Below are 18,211 nucleotides of genomic sequence, written 5' to 3'. Positions count from 1 at the left end.
TCAGTCGATGTCGCCGCCTTCCTTCAACTGCGCGCTCAAGTAGTCGAGAAAACTGACGATGCGCGACGACAGCGTCGCATTGCGATAGAACACCGCGTGAATCGGCTGGCGGAACTCGACGATATCGTCGACGAGCAGCTCGACGAGGCTGCCGTCGCGACGATGCGTGCCCGTCATGTAGTCGGCCAGGCACACGATGCCGGCGCCACTGAGCGCGAGCGTCAGCAGCGTCTCGCCGCTCGACGCCTGCAGCGCCGGATGAATCCGGTACACGCCGCCGTCGGCGGTATGCAACGGCCAGTGGTTCAGCGTTTCCGGCTGCACGAAGCCGAGCAGCGCATGGTTCGCGAGATCGGCGACGCTCGTCGGCACGCCGGCTTTCTCCAGATAGGCCGGGCTCGCCAGGATGCGCAGCCGGCTGCTGCCGAGCCGGCGCGCATGCAGCGTCGAATCACGCAGCTCGCCGATCCGGATCGCCACGTCGGTGCGCTGTTCGAGCAGGTCGATGATCTCGTCGCTCGTATGGAGTTCGGCCGTGATCGCCGGATAGGCTTCGCGGAAGCCGGGCATCATCGGCGCGATCACGTGCTGCATGAACGGCATCGCCGCGTTGATCCGCAAGCGCCCGGACGGCGTCTCGCGCTGGCTGACGATCTGTTCCTCGGCAAACTCGACCGACGCGATGATGTCGCGCGCGTAGTCGAGAAAAAGCTTGCCCTCGTCGGTCAATTCGAGGCGGCGCGTCGTGCGGCGGATCAGCGTCGTGTCGAGCTTCTCCTCGAGGCGCCGCAGGATCCGGCTCATCACCGAGGTCGGCTGATGCAGCTTGTCGGCCGCACCCGTCAGCGAACCGGTATCGGCGATGGTCACGAACGCGAGCATCTCGTCCAGGGTCGTCTTCATGGTCGACAGTCTTCGGCAGTTTCAGAAACCGCCACGATAGTGCCGCCGCGCCGCTTTGATAAGCCGGCGTGCGCGCGAATCACAGTTGATTTGGGTTCAATGATTCGCGGCGACTATTGTCCGAACAATCCGGCACGAAGCGGGAGGCCGCATACGCAAACGCGCCCGGGCGGGCGCGCTTTTCGTCAGACAAGGCAACGCCGTGTCAGGCCGCGACGGGCATCTCGTCGCGAATCCAGTCGAGCATCGCGCCGTGCGTCGGCGCCCACCCGAGTTCCTGCCGCGCGCGCAACGCCTTCACGCGGCTGTTCGACGCGAGCGAGTAATGCGCGCGCGAATGGCCGAGCGCCCGCGCCGCATCCGCGATGTCCCATTCGACGATGGACGGCAAGCCGAGCCGCTCGCCGAGCGCATGGCCGATTTCCGCGAACGACGCTTCGCCGTTTTCCGCGAAGTAGAACGCACCGGGCGGCGCGGCATCGATCGCGCGCAGATACAGATCGGCGACATCGGCGACGTGCACGTTCGACCAGCGGTTCAGCCCCTTGCCGATCACGCGCACCGCGCCGGCATCGCGCGCGATCGCCGCGAGCAGCGGCAGCTGCGCGCTGTCGCGGCGGATGCCGAGGCCGTCGCCGTAGATCATGCTGTTGCAGATCACGGCCGAACGGATGCCAAGATTGGCCGACGACATCACGAGCCGGTCGATCGCGCGGCGCTCGGCCTTCGCGGGTTTGACGACGGGCGTCGTCTCGTCGAATACGGGGGCATCGCCATGCGCGCCCTGTGCGTCGTCCGCGATCACGCTGGTGCCGCTCGTATGCACGAACGTCTTGCCCGAGCCGCTCAGCGCGGCGATGATCGCCTCGACGGCCTCGCGGTGATCGCTGCTCGCCGCGTTGACGACGCAGTCCGCGTCGCGCGCGAACGCGTGCAGCAGCACCGAGTCGTCGAGCGTGCCGACGACCGGCATGATGCCGGCCGCCGCGAGTTTCGCGGCGTTGTCGCCGTCGCGCGTCAAGCCGGTGACGACGTGCCCTGCCGAGACGAGCCGCGCGGCCACCGAGCCGCCGATGTAGCCGCTCGCGCCCGTCACGAATATCCTGATGCCTTTCATCTGCTGTTCCGAGAGCGAGACAGTCGGTACGGCACACGTCTCGCGAAATGTCGTGCGTCGCAGTATCGGCGGCCGGCGTTGCGCGAGGAAGGGCGGCGTCGCGAAAACAGTTTTGAGCGCAACGGGATGATCGGCCGCGTCAGACGAACCCCTCGTCGACCAGCGTGCAGCCGTCCGCGGTGATTTCGTGCCGCTGGCCCGAGCCGCCGGCCACGCGGCTCCAGCTTTCGGACACGAGCATCGCCGCATCGCCGTCCGTATGCAGCGCATAGCCGAATCCGCCATACATGCCCGGCACCGCGAACCACATGCGTTCAGCCTGCGCGTCGAGTTCGAGTAGCGGCTCGAGTTCGGGCAGGCGCAGCGCGTCGACGCGCAAATGTGCGATGCGGCCGAGCATCATCGCGTGGAAATGGCGCTGGATGGCGAGCAGCGTGACGCCGGGCACGAAGCGTCGCGGCTGCGGCGCCAGCAGGTCGACCAGATGCCGATGCCCGCGCCGCCCGGCGATATCGACCGGGCGCTCGCCGCGGGCATCGCGCAGCATGCGCCACGCACCGAGCCGCAACAGTTCGGCGACGACCGCCTTCGGTGCGCCGCCGCAGGCGGCCTGATGCAGCGGCGCACGAAGCGACGTGCCGCCGAGCCGGGTCGCGTTGACGAGCGCACGCTCCTTCGCGACGAGCGCGAGCATCGTCGCCCAGTCGCCGTTCCTGGCCGCGTCGGCCAGCGCGTGCCGGGTCGCGACCTGCGCGTCGCCGAGCACGTCGGCGCCCGTGATGCCGTCCCATGTGATGCTCAACCGGATCTCCTCGTGTGTCGCGTTCGCGTGATCGCGTCGATCGCCCATCATAAGCGTTCGTCGCGGCTGAGCGATCGCGCGGCGCTGCTTCGGGTCGGGATTCCCCGGCGCCCGATCGGGCCACTGCCCGCACCGGCCCGTCGATCTGCGATGATGTCGGACGCGAGGCCACGCATCGCGATCGCCTCGCACGGGCGCGCCGCACGCGCACCCGATCCATCCACCCCGACGAAGCATGCCCATCATGATCGACGTTTCCTCCATCACCGACGCGTTCGCCCCGGGCGGCGAGCCCACGCAGTACCGCGTATCGCCCGAGAAATTGATTTCCGGCGACCCGCTGCACACGCTCACACCCGGCTTCGCGAGTCCGTGCGGCCGCTTCTCGACCGGCATCTGGGAAAGCACACCCGGCTGCTGGCACGTCGCGTACACCGAAGCGGAATACTGCGAGATCCTCGAAGGTACGTCGGTGATCACCGACCTCGAAGGCAACCGGAAGACCCTGCGTGCCGGCCATCGTTTCGTGATTCCGCCGGGCTTTCGCGGCACGTGGGAAGTCGTCGAACGCACGCGGAAGATCTTCGTCGCGTACGACGAGCAGCCGCCCGAATGAGTGGCGAGCGGGCGCGATCGACGCAGCATTGCACGACAGGAGGTCGACGATCCGCCAGCTGCGCTGCATCGCCGCCGTGCGCAATCGTTCGTCCGGATTCGTCGCGACCGGATCGGTCGCCTTCCCGACAGCTCGGCACGCCGGCCATGCGGCAAGACCGGCGTGCCGGCGGTAACGTTACCGCCGGCCGTCGAGCGCCCCGAGAATCCCGTACGCGGCCTTCACGCGGTCTTCGTTCGGAAAGCTGCGGTTCGCGAGCATCACGATCGCGATCCGCTTCGACGGGACGAACGCGACATAGGTGCTGAAGCCGTTGGTCGAGCCCGTCTTGTTGATCCACGTATTCGCGCTCGGCGCGAGCGGCGGCTTGATCGCGGAGGCCGGCAACCCGTCGCGCAGCATCTTCATCGAGTTGCCTTCGAGCAGCGTCGGCAGCGCGACCGGATACGGATACTGTTCCCAGATCAGGTCCTGCGTCAGCGGCCCCGCGCGGAAATAGCCGGTGTGGGTGCGTTCGAGCGCGCGCTGCAGGCGCGGCGCGGTTTCGATCAGCCCCATGTTCGCCTGCACGAAGCGCAGCAGGTCGGCCGCCGTGGTCCGCACGCCGTAGGCCGGCTGCCACAGCATGCCGCCCGTCATCCGGATCGGCTTGCCGTCCTGCGTATAACCCTGTGCGTAGTCGGCCTGACGTGCTTCCGGCACGTTGATGTACGTGTGCGTCATGCCGAGCGCGGGAAAGAGCCGCTGCTCCATCAGCACCGCGAAATCCTTGTGCATCGCCTTCGCGGTGAGCCACCCGAGCATGCCGACCGACACGTTCGAATACGTCCGGTACGTACCCGGCGCGTGCGCGGGCCGCCACGCGTCGAGATAGCGGATCAGCCCCGCGTCGTCGCGGATGCTGTCCGGCACCTGCACCGGCATGCCGCCGGACGTGTGCGTACCGAGATCGAGCAGCGTCACGACACCGAACGGCTTGCCCTGCAGGGCGGGCAGGTACTTGCCGACCGGGTCGGCCAGCGACAGTTCGCCGCCCTCCTGCGCGTCGGCCGCGAGCGTCGCGGTCAGCGTCTTGCTGACCGAGCCGATTTCGAACAGCGTGTCGCCGGTGACGGGCTTTCCGGTTTGCGTCGACATCACGCCGTAGTCGAACACGTAGGGCTTGCCGTCGGCGACGATGCCGACCGCCATGCCGGGAATCGCGTACTGCTTCATCAGCGGCGCGATGTGGCGGGTCACGGTGTCGTGGAGATCGTCCGGGGTGACGGCGGCCGCGCGGCCGGCCGTGGCGGTGACGCACGCGGCGACGAGCAGGGTCGCGGCGAAGCGTGTCGCGTTGAATCGCATGGTTGCGGTTCCTTCGATTTCTGATGGTTGCGTGGACAACAGATCCGGTCGCGCCATGCGGAAATCGCAGCGGCCGGCCTGCCGAAGCAGGACTATCCGCTGTAAGCCGTCCGTCAACAATCGACGTTATGTTGATCGAGCATAAAGAAAAACTTATGGGCTTGGCGAAGGAGTGGATGACCGCTGCCGCCGGCGCGGCGGGCTCGATGGTTTGCGGGGAACGTCGAACGGCACCGTCGCGTGCACTGCCACGAACGCGACACGTCGATGACGTTGCCGTGCAAACGAGTCACGGCGCAGACAACACGACGGCTCGAGCGCGTTACCCCGGCAACCGGTCCAGAAACGCCAGCATCGCCGCGTTGAACCGCGCGGGGCGCTGCAGCGGCGCGAAATGGCTCACGCCGGGCAGGATCGTCAGCGTCGCGCCCGGGATCGTGCGCGCCAGGTACGCCGCATGCTCGGGCCGGATGAATTCGTCGTGCTCGCCCAGCACGATCGTGACCGGCACGGCGATCGCCGCGAGATCCTCCGCGCTGTAATCCGGTTGCGTGCGCATCATTTCGCTGACGGCCGCGACGAATGTGTCGAACTCGCCCGGTGTCGCGGAAAGCGCCGCATAGTCCTTGCGATGCCGCGCGAAGCAGCGGTCGAGCAGCAGGCCCGGCACGATCTCCTTCGTGCCGCCCGGGTCCATGTTGCATGCGAAGAAGAACACGCCGGCCGCGCGTTCCGGCGCGCGATCGGCCAGCACGAGCGCGATGCACGCGCCGTCGCTCCAGCCGACGAAGCGCGCACGGTCGACGTGCAGCGCATCGAGCACCGCGAGTACGTCCGACGCCATGCGTTCGTAGGAATAGGGTTGCGCGTCGCGCGTGCTGCGGCCGTGGCCGCGACTGTCGATCACGATCGCGCGGTAGCCGGCCGCGAGCAGCGCCGGCACCTGGTTGCCCCAGTTGCCGCCGTGGCCGAGGCCGCCGTGCAGCAGCACGACCGGCGGGCCGTGGCCGAACGACGCGTGCCAGATGCGCGCGCCGTCGTGTTCGAGCCATCCTTGCGCGTCGGCCGCCGGCAGCGGCGTGCCGCCTTGCGCGTCGAAGCGGACGAGGTCGTCGTCGTCGAGTTCCGCATCCATCGTTCTGCCGTCCTGTCGAGGGAGACGTGCTTGCGATTGTAATGCGTGCGGCCGACGCGGCCGCATCCGCTCAGGCCTGCGTCGACACCAGCCCGCCCGCCGACGAGCCGCCCGTCTTCTCGACGGCCGCCGCGAGTTGCGAGATCGCGGTCGCCAGCGCTCCCGCGATCGCGCCGGCTTCCGCGCTCAGCGACTGCTGTTCGACCGCCGCGGCCGGGTCGTCCTTCGCGCGCTGCGCCGCGCTCGCCATCTGGCGCTCGATCGTGGCCAGTTGCTTCTGCAACCGGTCGATCAACGCTTTCAGCTGCGCGACCGCCGGGTCGTCGGATGACGCGCCCGATGCGCCGAGCGTTTCGCCGGTGGCACCGGTCGAACCCTGCGCACCGGAAGTGCCTGCCGGACTCGTCGTACCCGTCGCGCCCGCGGCATTCGTCGCGCCATCGGTGGATGACGTCGCGGCGGGCGCGGCCGACGAAGCGTTCGCGCCAGGGCTGGTGTCCGCCAGCGAGGTGCGCGTGGTCGTGGAGAAATCGATCTGCATCGTGTCGGTCCCTGTGTCGGTAAGCGAATCGTGGCTGGGGGCGAAATTACCTTCCAACTCGTTTACGGCATTCGTCACACGAAACTTGAGTATCGGGGCCAGACAGATTTGGCTGAAGATCGCCGGTTTTAGTCGCGAAAGGGCCAGATTCGCGGCACCGCAGCGCTGATAAAATCGCGGCTTCGCCGGCGGAAGTCGCGCGCCCGTCGCCCCGGCGCACGAGCGCGCAACGCCGCCGGTATCGACTCCCGCCCATCCGGGCGCGGCACGCGACACGTGCCGACGCCGCGGTCGCGGCTGCGCGGGTCGCTTCTTCCGTTCGCCCGCGAGCCCCGCTCGCCGCTTCAAGCGGCGAACGCCGTCCGGCGCGCGCTCACTTCATCACGCATTCGAGGAACACACGATGGCCCGCATCGGCGCCTTCTGCATCACGACGTGGCTTGCCGCCGCGATTCTCTACTTCGGCCAGCACTCCGTCGCGATGATCGTGTTGAGCGGTGTCGTCGTGTTCGGCGGATTCGACCTGCTGCGTCCGTAAGCGCACAGGGCCACGCGGCCGCGCCCGGTCGCGACGGCCGGCGCGACTGTGATAGCCTCTCCCGCACCCGCACCGTCTGTCACGCGCACGCCTTGCCGGCAACAGGAGAACGGAATTTGAATCATGGTTCGAACAGCCACCCGGCCGCCCTCGCCTGCAAGGTGTGCTCGGCCCGCGCCCCCATCTGCGGGCTGGTGGATTTCTCGCGCTGCGGCGCCGACTTCATTGCCGGGAAGAAAGTCGACCCGTATGCGGGCGTGCCGGTCTACTACCATGCTTGCGAGCAATGCGGCTTCACGTGGGCGCCCATGTTCGACAGCTGGACCCACGACGATTTCGCGCAGCATGTCTATAACGCCGACTATGCGCGCCACGATCCCGAGTATCTCGAGATCCGTCCGCAGCAGCATGCCGACCTGATCTGCACCAGTTTCGCGGAAATGCGGGAAGGCCGGATTCTCGATTTCGGCTCGGGGCTGGGCTTGCTGGAACGGAAACTGGCGTCGCGCGGCTTCACGGACGTGACGTCGTACGATCCGTTCTCGCACCCGGTTCCGCCCGAAGGCACGTTCGACACGATCCTGTCGTTCGAGGTGTTCGAGCATCATCCGGCGCCGTTCGACCTCTTCGACCAGATCATGCGTTACCGCAAACGCGACGGCGCGCTGCTGTTCCAGACGTCGCTGATCAGCCGGGAGATCATCGAGCGCGGCATCGAGCAGTGGTGGTACTGCGTGCCGCGCAACGGGCACATCTCGTTTCACACGCCGCAGTCCCTGACGCTGCTTGCCCAGCGCCACGGGCTCGAATACGGCGCGTTCAGTCCCGAGCTGCACGTCGTCTTCGATCGCGCGGCGACACCGCGCTGGCTCGACAGGTTTCTCAAGCCGTAACGGCGCGCCGGCGATCGGGCGTACGACGAACGCCGCGTGCCTTCACGCGGCGCTTGAACGGCTCGCTGCCGCTTGCACGGCACGCGCCCACGCCCACGCCCACGCCCACGCCCACGCCCACGCCGCCGTCAGCATGCCCCGAACGTCGGCACCGCCGGATCGACCGCCAGCGCACGTTCGTTGAACACGACCGGCACGCCGCCGAGCCCGAGCCTGCAGTTCGGGCGGTCGAGCCGCCACCCGTCGACGCGCAGCGCGACGCGCGACACCGGCGCACCGCTCGCATGCGGCAAATCGATCGTGACCTGCCGCTTCGCGCCCGGCATCAGGTTCAGGTAGTTGTCGCTGTAGAACGCGGGCAGCACGCGCGCACCGGTCGACGGATCGAATACCTGCAAGTGCGTCATCAACGCGAACGTCGTGCCGATGTTCGCGACGTCGACCGTGATGCGCGTCGTCGTGTCGTCGGTCTCGGCCGATGCCGCGCCGATAGCAACCGCCGCGCCCGGCATCGTATCGAGCGACGTATACGCGGTGTCGCCTCCGTCGCGCTGTCGCCAGTACACGTTCTCCGCGAGCGTATTGCCGCCCGCATCGGTCAGCACGAGCGACACGATGCACACGTCCGACTTCGCCGCGGCCATCGCCGCCTTCAGGTTCGCCACCACGCGATACGATGCCTTCGCGACGCCGCCGACGTCCGCGACAGTCCGGCTGCTCGACGTGCCGTCGAGGTTGTACACGCGCATCTCGACGCGGCCGGTGACGGCTGCCGCCGTATGATTCGCGATCGTCACGTCGGCGGTATTCGCATCGAGGATCGCATTGACGCGACGGCATCCGTGCCGCACCGCGAAGAACGACGCATGCGCGTCGAGGTCGTGGCTGTACATCTGCCACACGAAGCTCGGTTGCGCGGGGTTCGTCATCCACATGATCACGCCGGTGGCCGGCGACGTGATCTTCCCGGCCACCGGGCCGATCATCACGGACGCGTTCGCCTCGTAGATCGAGCGGATGCATTCGTAGTTCATCATCTGCGCCTTGCGCACGAAGTCCGCGAGATTGCGGATCGCGCCGTAGCGCTGTGCCGTCATCGCGATGTACCCGGCGCCGCCCTGCTTGCCGACCGACGGGTAATACGCGCCGTTGCCGTTCATGTCGCGGTCGGCCCAGAAGTCGTCCGGGCATTCATACGAGCCGGGCGGCAGCATCGATTCGACGCATTCGAGCGTCGGGATCGAATGCGAGCCGACCTCGTTGTGAAACGCGATCGACGTCGTGCCGTAGCCGCGGCTGAATGCGGCCTGCGGCGAGGCCCAGTTGTACGGGCCGCCGGACGAATAGCCGTTCACCGCACCGGCGCCCGTATCGCCGGCCGAACTCGTGAGGCACAGGCGTTGCGGGTCGAGTTCGGCGACGAGTGCGTCGAGCCCCTTGACGAGTGCCGGCGGCGGCGCCCCTTCGTTGCCGCCGCACCAGAGCAGGATCGACGGGCGATGACGGTTGCGCGCGATCACGTCGCGGATGTTGTCGAGATCGCGCGGCACGTTGGCCGGCCCCGACCCGTCGCCTTCGGTCGAGAAGAAGAAGTCCTGCCAGACGAGGATCCCGTAGCGGTCGCATGCATCGAAGAAATCGTCGCTCGTGCTCTGCCCGTTCCAGTTGCGGATCAGGTTGAGGTTCGCGTCGCGATGGAGCCGCACCTGGTTGAACAGCCGTTCGCGCGGAATGCGCTTCAGCGCTTCGTCGAGCCCCCAGTTGCCGCCCATCACGAGAATCGGCAGGCCGTTGACCGTAATGCTCAACTGCGGCCCCATGCCGATGTCGCGCACGTATTCGATGCGGCGCAGGCCGACCTTCAGCGTGCGCTCGTCCGAGCGCCTGCGCGCCACCTCGATGCCGACCGTCACCGCGTAGAGGTTCGGTTCGCCATACCCGTTCGGCCACCACAGGTTAGGCTGCCTGATCGACAGCGCCGCGATATCCGACGATGTGAGCGACACCTTCGTCGTCGTACTCGATGCGGGAATCGCGATGTCGTGGCGAAACGGCACGCCGTTGCCGACGGTGCCGACGACGGTCGCGACGAGATCCGCGCAGGAGCCGTTGTCCAGCTCCAGATCGAGCCGCAACTCGGCGCGCGACAGGTCGGTGGACAGCGTGTGGGCGACGTTGATCGCCGCGATCCGCACCGCGCCGGTCGTGAACCATGCCACTGGCTGCCAGATGCCGAGTTCGCGATCGGGGATCGTCGGCAGCCAGTCCCAGCCCGCCGAGCAGAAGAAGGTCGGCCCGTTCTTCAGCGTGACGCCGGTCGGGCCGCCGTTGCGCCCGCCGCGCGTGACGCCGCTCGCGTAGTTCGGCAGCAGCGGCCCTTCCGAGAAATCCGGCTTGACGACGCGCACCGCGAGACCGGCCGCGCCGCCCGCTTGCGGCACCCGGTTCGAGACGTCGAACGCCCCCTGCTTGAACGCACCTTCGAGCCGGCCGACGGGCGCGCCGTTCAACCAGACCTCGGCGCAGTAGTTGACGCCGCCGAAGCGCAGCCACAGCCGCTGCCCCGGCTGCCGTGCGGGCGCCGTGAAGGTCGTCCGGTACCAGTAGTCGGTGTCCTTCAGCGTGTCGGGAATGGTGTCCGTGACGATGCGGCCGTAGAACGGGTCGGGATACTTGCCGTTGACGATCATGCTGTTCAGCACGGTGCCGGGCACCGTCGCCGGCGCCATGCCCGTCACGCCGGCCGCGCCCGACAGTTGCGCGCCGCCGGCGCCCGGCAGGCTGCTCGCCGGGGCGAACGTCCAGTTCTTCGTGAGATCCTGCGCGGCCAGCAGGCTGTGTTCGGGGTCGCCCGGCACGACGGGTGCGACCGTCGCGGGGCCGTCGGCGCCGGGCGTGCCGGACTCGCCGGCGGGCGCATCCAGGTCGCCACCGCAGCCGGCGAGCCAGCCCGTGCCGACCAGTGCGGCGCCATACGACAGGAATTTCCGGCGTTCTTTCGACGTCATGTGGTTGTCTCCCGGATGATGCCGCCATCGTCGCGGGCACGCGTGCGGTGCGAGAGCATACGCGCGCCGATCACGTTCACTGCGCGCCGGCCCGGCGCATGCGCATCACCGCCGACGGACTGCCGGCCGTCATCTGCGTATAGTCCGCGTTCGGCCCGGACGGCGGCGTCAGGTTGTCGGCGGCCGCCCATTGCGTCGGCGCCGCCGACAGCGTGTAGCTCATCGTGCCGCCATTCGCGATCTTGCCCAGCGGCAGCCATGAGCCCGCGTAGTCCGCGCCGTTCACCTTCAGCGACTGGATATACGCAAACGACGGGTGCCCCGCACCGTCCATCGCCACCTGCTTGTCGCTTTCGAGCCGCAGCGTCTTGCCGTTGCCGAACCAGACGGTAATCCCGCTGAACTGCGGCGTGGACAGCGCGAGCCCCGCTTCCGACGGAATCACCGGGAACATGCCGAGTGCCGCCCACACGTACCAGCTCGATGTCGCCCCCATGTCGTCGTTGCCCGGCAACCCGTCGCGCGCGGTCGTGAACGCCTTCGACATGATGATCGGCAGGATGTACTGCGCACCGCTCGGCTGCCCGGCCCAGTTGTAGCCCCACGGCGACTGGAACGACGGTTCGTTGCCGATGTACAGGCCGGTGGACGATTCGCCGCCGTTCAGGTCGCCGGAGGCCGGCACGGTCGAGAACGGCGTCGTGACCGCAAACAGCGTGTTGAGCCGCGCGATGGCCGCCTGCTTGCCGCCGATCGCGTCGATCAGCGCGCTCCAGTCCTGCGCGAAGGTCCAGAAGTAGTTCGGCTCGGTCGATTCATGGAACGAACCCTGCACGAGCGTCCCCAGCGTGCCCGGCGCCGAGCCGGCCGGCGGCGCATTGCGCGCGGCGATCACCTTGTTCGTGTAGTCGAAGATGTTGCGCCACCACCCGGCCCGCGTGTACAGCGTGCCGATGTTGTCGGGCGTCACGCCGACCGACGGCGCGTTCAGCACGCTGGCGGGCAATGCCTGCAGGAACGCGGCCGCGGAACGGTCGCTCAGCACGCGCTCGATGGTGGCCGAGGACGAGTGACCGTCGTCGCCCTGCGACAGGTAGTGGGCCGTCAGGAAGTTGGCGAGCCCCGCGGCGCTCGTGCGGTCGTTGCATGCGCTCGACGGATCGAACACCGACTGCTTCGTCAGCCGCGCGGCCGACACCAGATCGAAATCGGTCGCGCCGAACTTGTACGCGCCGGCGATCACGTTCAGCGCGTTGTCGCCGGCCATCGGCGTCGAATCGTCGCTGCCGTCGACCCAGTGCGGGAACGCGCCGCACTGAAGCCCGTCGACCACGAGCGACTGCATCATGTCGCTCGTTTCCTTTGGCGCGAGCAGCGCCAGCAACTGCGTCTGCGACCGGTACGTATCCCACAGCGAGAAGCCCGTGTAGTGGTTGCCCGCGCCGCCCTGCGATCCGTCCGTGCGCCGGAATGCGTAGTCGCCGACCTTTGCCGTCGCGCGCTGCGGAACGGTGCCGGTCTGGTCGACCGACGCCGGATAGCCGCCGCTCGCGTTCCTCGGCTGGCGCATGCTGCGGAATTCGCCGTTCGTGTCGCTGTAGAGCGTCGGCGTGCCGAACACGCGATAGAGCGCGGTGTAGAACTTCGTCAGGTTCGCCTTCTGCGTCGCGTTCAGCGATGCGGGCGCGGCGGCCTGGTCGATCTGGATCGTGTTGAGCCGGTCGTTCCACAAGCCGGACGCGTTGTTGCGCGCGTCGTCGAACGCGAGCTTTTCGCCTTCGGCTTTCAGGTTGGCCTGCGCATTCTGGATGCTGACGGACGAGACCCCGACCTTCACGGTGACGGTGCGGTCGGTGTCGGTCAGGTCGAATTGCAACGTCGCCGCCCCGTTGCTGACGGTATTCACCGCCGACGTGCCCGCCTGCTTGCGCAGCGGCTTGTCGAAGGTCGCGTAGAAATACACGGGCGCGTTCCACACCGTGCCGTACGGCGTGCAGAACGCCGGCGCGACGGCCTGCCCGCTCATCGACCTGCCGTCGCTCGCGAGCGCCAGCGCGACGTTGCTGGCGGTGACCTTCGTGCTGCCCGAATCGCTGTTGCCGTTCAGCTTCGCGTCGATCGAGAAGAAGCCCTTGTCCTTGTCCGTGTACGTGAAGCGCGCGATGCCGGAACGCGCCGTCGCGCTCAGCTCCGTGACGATGCCGTTCGCGAGGCGGACCTTGTAGTACCCGGGTTCGGCCGTTTCATCCGCATAGCTGTACCCGATTCCGGTCGGCCGGCCGCCCGACGCGATCGCCTTCGCCGCATCGGACGGCAGCATCGCGACCGCGCCCTGCCCCGGGCACCCGACACCGCTCAGGTGGGTCACGCTGAAGAAGTCGATCGTGCCGCCCGCCCCGCCCGTCGACAGGTAGCCGCCCGAGCCGTTGAAGTTGTAGCGCGGCGTGTTGGGCCCGAAATTCACCATCCCGAACGGCACCATCGCGCCCGGGCTCACGTTGCCCGCGTAGCCCGAGTCCGAGTTGACCTGCGTGCCGATGAGCGGGTTGACGAACCGGGTCAGCTGCATGTTGGTGCGCCTGGGCGGCGCCGGCTGATCGGGCTGCGACGGCCGGGACGGTTCCGGGGACGGCGGCACGGCCGACGGCGTGTCTCCCGCGCCGTTGCTGGCCGTCTGAACGCTGTTCACGTCGTCGCCGCCGCACGCGGCAAGCGCCGCGCAAGTCAGCGCGGCGACGAGCAAGAGTCGTGGATGTCTCATTTTTTCGTTTAGTACCGTTAATCAAAACGATTGTTCCGGCGCCGCGATCATCCGGCACGCCGCGCGGCTTGCGGCCCTGCGCGGCACATCGATGCCGCGCGGCGTGACGCCGACTTGCCTCCAGGCGACGTCACACCGGCTCGTTACATGCGAATACCCCGCGACGATCGTTGCTGACGCAACCGTCGCCTCACCGCCCTGTCTCCGGGAACGTCACATCCTTCCCAGGGGCTTACAGTGCCGTAACGACTGTTTATTCACCACGAGAAGTTTCCCGAATTTTCAGTTTGTTTAACTAAACAATCGGGCGTTAAGCAGATCGGGATACGCATCTCCGCCATTTGTTGCGTTGCAACGGCGGCGCACCGGGAGGTGCATTGACAGGCGCCCGGCGAACCCGGGCGCCGCATGAACGTGAAGAACGGGACGAACGGATGCCGTGCGCGTCAGCGCGGCAACGTCCGCAACGACGACGGCCCGCCCGTCAGCGCGATCCGCTTGCCCGTATCGCGCAGCTTGCCGCCTTCCACCGCATAGAACGCCAGTTGCCGCTCGACGTTGAACTGCACGATCACGTGCCGGCTGTCCGCGGTGAACACGATGCCTTGCGCGGCTTCGCCGCCGGGCACCTCGCTCACCTTCACGGCCTGCCCGTTACGGATTTCGAACAGCAGCACCTTGCCGATCTTGTGGCGGCCCGGATTGTCGGCCGTCAGGTTCGAACCGTCCATCGCCTGCACGGCGATCCACTTCCCGTCCGGCGAAATCGCGACGCCTTCCGGCAGCGACGGCACCGTCAGGTACTGGACCGTGCGGAACGGCACGCGCGACACGTCGATCAGCGCGACCGAATCGGTATCGCCCGCGAGCGTGCCCGTATAACCCGGCAGCCCGGCCAGCCCCACGTTGCTGACGACGGCCCAGCGGTTGTCGCTCGACACGTCGATCGTGTAAGGCGCGACACCCGTGCTCAGGCGCGACCCGCTGTCGGTCACCTTGCCGTCGTCGACGTTCAGCACCGCGATGCCCTGCTCGTCGCGCAGCGACACGAGCGCATGCTTGCCGTCGTGCGTGAAGCTGATCCCGGCCAGCCGCTTCTTGCCGATCTTCAGGCTGCCGTCGAGCGTCACCTGCGTGCCGTCGATGCGAAGGATCGACACGCTGCCGTCGACGTTCGCGACGAGCGCGAGCTTGCCCGAGCGGTCGATCGCGATCCCCTGCGGATGCGTGCCGAGCTCGATGCGCGTGACCGACGGTGGCGCGGCGTCGAGATTCACGACCTGCAGGAACGTGTCGAACACGAGCTGCTTCGCGGCCGTGTCGTAGCGCGTCGGCGCGCCGACAAGCGCGAGCTTCGCGTCGGGCGTGATCGCGACGGCCTGCGGCGGCCCCTGGATGCCGTTCTCGACGTCGACCTGCCGCGCGACCTTCGGCGGGAACGTGCTGGCGTCGAGCAGCGTCAGCGTGTCGGCGGGCGGCGACGCGAGATAGGTGTCGCGGCCCTCGACGCGCTGGTACTTGCCGTCGTTGCCGGACACGATCCAGTCGGCGGCGTGCGCGGCAACGGCCGTCGTGGCGAGCGTCAGCGCGGCGAGCAGGCGCGCGCTGCGCGGGCGGAAAGGATTCGAATGCATGGCGGTCGGTTCTCCGGATCGGTTGCGGATGCAATGGTTGGCTCGACCCTGCTGCTCGACGGGTCGAAACCACCGCATGATGCCCGAAAGCCGCCGGATCCGGCGTCCCGCACCAGGTTCGTTTCGGTCAACCCGTCCGTCGCGCGCCGGACGGCCACTCGCCGACGTCGTCGAGCGGATACACCGGCCGCGCCAGCCGCTCGTAGTGAAACAGCCCGTAGTCCGAACCCGTCACGCCGCGGCTGTCGCACTCGACCAGGGCGGCCGCGATCGGCACGAACACCGGCCGGCAATACATCCGCGATTTCAGCAGCAGGAAGCGTGCACGGCGCGGATCGACGCCGACGCTCTCGAACACGCCGAGGTCCCACGGCTCCTGCGTACGCTCGGTGATGACGAGCGTGGCCGCGCCGATGTCGAGCACGGCGGTGCGGCCCATATAGGCGCGCTGGCCCGTGTAAGTCGGCCCCGTGATCACGTATTCGCCGTCGGTGAGCGCACGCACGATGCCGGTCGCGCGAAACGGCTCGCGCCGCACGCCGCCGTGCGACGGCAGGCGGTTGCCGACCGGAACCGTGACGGTCGCGCCGACCCCCGCGTCGATCAGCGCCGCGACGGCCTGCGGGTCGCACAGCGGCCCGCTGACGATGCCGTCGAGGCCCTGCGCGAGCGCGGCTTCGAGCAGGTCCATCGTGTCGCATGGGCCGCCCGACATGCAGTTGTCGCCATGATCGAGCATCAGCACGGGGCGATCCGCGTCGCGCGCAAGCGCTGCCGCCTGCTCGACCGATTCGGCGAGCGGCGCGCTGCGATAGACGAATTCGTCGCGCGCGTCCCAGATCTGCCGCGCGATGCGCTCGGCCGCCGCGTCGGCCGCGGCGCGGTCGCCATCGGCCACGACGACGACGCTGATGCACGGCGCGGGAATGTCCGCGAGCGAGAAACCCGGCAGCACCGAGACTGCGAGCATGCCGTCGGCCTCGGCCGCGCGCGCGGCTTCCACCGCGCGCTTCATCGCGCCTTCCGCGCTCGCGCTGCGCAACGTCGACGTCATCAGCGGCGGCTGCCGCCACGCGAGCACGGGCCGCGCGCGACCGTGAAGCCGGTCGAATAGCAACCGCGCCGCATGCTCGCCCGTCTCGTACATGTCGACGTGCGGATAAGTCTTGAAACTGACGATCACGTCCGCGTGATCGATCATCTTCTGCGTGACGTTCGCGTGCAGGTCGAGCGCGACCGCGATCGGCGCATCGGGCAGCGCCGCGCGCACGCGTTCGAGCAGGTCGCCCTCGCCGTCCGCGCTCTGCTCGGCGACCATCGCGCCGTGCAGGTCGAGCATCACGGCATCGCAACCCGGCGCGGCCGCGACGATCGCATCGCAGATCGCCGCATACGCGTCGGCCGCGACCGGCCCGCTCGGGTTCGCGGCCGCCGATACGGGCGTGACGATCCCGGCACCTTCACGCTCGGCCGCGTCGAGGAACGCGGCCATCGCGGTGCGCATCCCGCGATTCGCGCGATACGCACCGTCGCCCCAGTCGGGGCCGTTGCGGCCGAACGCGGCGAGCGGCGTCGCCACCGGCGAGAACGTGTTCGTCTCGTGGTTCATCCGGGCGATCAGGATCTTCATCGCGCAGAGTCCTCCGCGATCCCGGCAGCGCCCAGCATCGCCTGCAGCAGCACGTTGCAGCCGGCTTCCAGATGCACCGGATCGGCGTCCTCAATCTCGTTGTGGCTGATCCCGTCCTTGCACGGCACGAAGATCATCGCGGTCGGTGCAACGCGCGCGAGATACACAGCGTCGTGGCCCGCGCCGCTGATCACGTTCATCGACGACAGCCCGAGCGCGTTCGCGCCGGCGCGAACCTGCTCGACCAGCGTCGCATCGAACGGCTGCGGCGGAAAATACACGACCTGCTCGACGTCGATCCGCATGTCGGCCGCTGCGCCCAGGTCGGCGCACGCCGCGCGCAGTTGCGCATCCATGGCCGTCAGCGTCGCGTCGTCAGCCGCGCGCAGGTCGACGGTCAGCGTCACGCGGCCCGGAATCACGTTGCGCGAATTCGGGTGCACGTCGACCCAGCCGACCGTGCCGCGTCCGTGCGGCGGATGCGCGAGCGCAATGGCGTTCACCGCGCGCACCAGATCGGCCGCGACCAGCAGCGCGTCGCGTCGCAACGCCATCGGCGTCGGGCCCGCATGCGCCTCCATGCCGTGCACGGTCACGTCGTACCAGCGCTGCCCGAGTGCGCCCTCGACCACGCCGATCGTCGTGTCGTGCGCCTCCAGCACCGGCCCCTGCTCGATATGCGCTTCGAAATACGCACCGACCGGATGCGCGCCGTGCCCGCCGTCCGCATGGCCCGCATACCCGATCGCGGCAAGTGCGTCGCGCACCGACACGCCGTCGCGATCGCTTTGCGCGAGCGCATGGTCGAGCGTGAACGCGCCCGCGAACACGCCGGAGCCCATCATCACGGGCACGAAGCGCGAGCCTTCCTCGTTGGTCCAGACGGCGACCTCGAGCGGCGCGCGCGTGCGCACGCCCGCGTCGTCGAGCGTGCGCAGCACTTCGAGGCCCGCGAGCACGCCGTAGTTGCCGTCGAACTTGCCGCCGGTCGGCTGCGTGTCGATATGGCTGCCCGTCGTCACGGGCGGCAGGTCGTCGCATTCGCCGGCCCGCCGCGCGAAGATGTTGCCGATCGCATCGACGCGCACCGTGCAGCCGGTTTCCTGCGCCCACGCGACAAACAGGTCGCGCGCCTCGCGATCGAGTTCGGTGAGCGCGAGGCGGCATACGCCACCCTTGTCGGTCGCGCCGATCCGCGCGAGACGCATCAGGCTGTCCCACAGCCGCGCGCCGTCGACGCGCAAGCCGGACGCCGCGACGCCCGGTGTCGAATCCTGAACTTGCAT

General features: G+C 68.4%; 14 protein-coding genes. 3 read left to right on the top strand and 11 right to left on the bottom strand.

What is annotated here, in order from left to right:
- The 3 genes from AB3K92_RS00780 to AB3K92_RS00770 form a co-directional block, all read right to left on the bottom strand.
- Nucleotides 1-903, bottom strand: coding sequence for a LysR substrate-binding domain-containing protein (locus AB3K92_RS00780; protein WP_369464347.1), 903 nt, complete (start codon nucleotides 901-903; stop codon nucleotides 1-3).
- Nucleotides 904-1,108: 205 nt separating this feature from the next.
- Nucleotides 1,109-2,020, bottom strand: coding sequence for an NAD-dependent epimerase/dehydratase family protein (locus AB3K92_RS00775; protein ID WP_369464346.1), 912 nt, complete (start codon nucleotides 2,018-2,020; stop codon nucleotides 1,109-1,111).
- Between the two features lie 139 nt (nucleotides 2,021-2,159).
- Complete coding sequence (locus AB3K92_RS00770) at nucleotides 2,160-2,822, bottom strand: ankyrin repeat domain-containing protein (protein ID WP_369464345.1); 663 nt, start codon at nucleotides 2,820-2,822, stop codon at nucleotides 2,160-2,162.
- Between the two features lie 244 nt (nucleotides 2,823-3,066).
- On the opposite strand from AB3K92_RS00770, the gene AB3K92_RS00765 reads away from it, so the two are divergent.
- Nucleotides 3,067-3,438, top strand: coding sequence for a cupin domain-containing protein (locus AB3K92_RS00765; protein ID WP_021163834.1), 372 nt, complete (start codon nucleotides 3,067-3,069; stop codon nucleotides 3,436-3,438).
- 177 nt (nucleotides 3,439-3,615) lie between these two features.
- Here AB3K92_RS00765 and ampC read toward each other — a convergent pair whose 3' ends face one another.
- The 3 genes from ampC to AB3K92_RS00750 all read right to left on the bottom strand — a co-directional run bounded on the left by ampC (nucleotide 3,616) and on the right by AB3K92_RS00750 (nucleotide 6,461).
- Nucleotides 3,616-4,785 carry a class C beta-lactamase gene (gene ampC / locus AB3K92_RS00760; RefSeq protein WP_059585945.1) on the bottom strand — a complete coding sequence of 390 codons (1,170 nt, stop codon included), beginning with the start codon at nucleotides 4,783-4,785 and terminating at the stop codon, nucleotides 3,616-3,618.
- A gap of 322 nt (nucleotides 4,786-5,107) precedes the next feature.
- Nucleotides 5,108-5,920, bottom strand: coding sequence for an alpha/beta fold hydrolase (locus tag AB3K92_RS00755; protein ID WP_059620395.1), 813 nt, complete (start codon nucleotides 5,918-5,920; stop codon nucleotides 5,108-5,110).
- Between the two features lie 70 nt (nucleotides 5,921-5,990).
- On the bottom strand, nucleotides 5,991-6,461 hold the full coding sequence (locus AB3K92_RS00750) for a hypothetical protein (protein ID WP_059585941.1): 471 nt from the start codon (nucleotides 6,459-6,461) through the stop codon (nucleotides 5,991-5,993).
- Between the two features lie 403 nt (nucleotides 6,462-6,864).
- On the opposite strand from AB3K92_RS00750, the gene AB3K92_RS00745 reads away from it, so the two are divergent.
- Both AB3K92_RS00745 and AB3K92_RS00740 read left to right on the top strand, forming a co-directional pair.
- Nucleotides 6,865-6,999: a hypothetical protein gene (locus AB3K92_RS00745; protein WP_006767081.1), complete on the top strand. Its 135-nt coding sequence runs from the start codon at nucleotides 6,865-6,867 to the stop codon at nucleotides 6,997-6,999.
- Nucleotides 7,000-7,115: 116 nt separating this feature from the next.
- Entirely contained in the window at nucleotides 7,116-7,892 is a 777-nt protein-coding gene (locus tag AB3K92_RS00740) for a class I SAM-dependent methyltransferase (protein ID WP_059620394.1), read from the top strand.
- Nucleotides 7,893-8,020: 128 nt separating this feature from the next.
- Here the strand turns inward: AB3K92_RS00740 and AB3K92_RS00735 are convergent, their stop codons facing one another.
- The 5 genes from AB3K92_RS00735 to AB3K92_RS00715 form a co-directional block, all read right to left on the bottom strand.
- Nucleotides 8,021-10,900, bottom strand: a complete 2,880-nt coding sequence (locus tag AB3K92_RS00735) for a sugar-binding domain-containing protein (RefSeq protein WP_369464344.1) — start codon at nucleotides 10,898-10,900, stop codon at nucleotides 8,021-8,023.
- 76 nt (nucleotides 10,901-10,976) lie between these two features.
- The gene (locus tag AB3K92_RS00730; RefSeq protein WP_369464343.1) at nucleotides 10,977-13,661 is read right to left on the bottom strand and encodes a glycoside hydrolase domain-containing protein; all 2,685 of its coding nucleotides are present in this window, start codon (nucleotides 13,659-13,661) and stop codon (nucleotides 10,977-10,979) included.
- Nucleotides 13,662-14,107: 446 nt separating this feature from the next.
- A complete protein-coding gene (locus AB3K92_RS00725; protein ID WP_124627804.1) occupies nucleotides 14,108-15,295 on the bottom strand; it encodes a beta-propeller fold lactonase family protein in 1,188 nt (395 codons plus the stop codon).
- Between the two features lie 127 nt (nucleotides 15,296-15,422).
- The gene (locus tag AB3K92_RS00720) at nucleotides 15,423-16,925 is read right to left on the bottom strand and encodes a M81 family metallopeptidase (RefSeq protein WP_124627803.1); all 1,503 of its coding nucleotides are present in this window, start codon (nucleotides 16,923-16,925) and stop codon (nucleotides 15,423-15,425) included.
- On the bottom strand, nucleotides 16,922-18,211 hold the full coding sequence (locus AB3K92_RS00715) for a Zn-dependent hydrolase (RefSeq protein WP_124627800.1): 1,290 nt from the start codon (nucleotides 18,209-18,211) through the stop codon (nucleotides 16,922-16,924). Before AB3K92_RS00715 ends, AB3K92_RS00720 begins: the two co-directional genes overlap by 4 nt.

Source organism: Burkholderia sp. Bmkn7 (assembly GCF_041103175.1).
In the GTDB taxonomy this organism is placed as follows: Bacteria; Pseudomonadota; Gammaproteobacteria; order Burkholderiales; family Burkholderiaceae; genus Burkholderia; species Burkholderia cepacia.
Note: the sequence above shows the minus strand (reverse complement) of the source record. Positions and strands in the feature narration are given on the sequence as shown.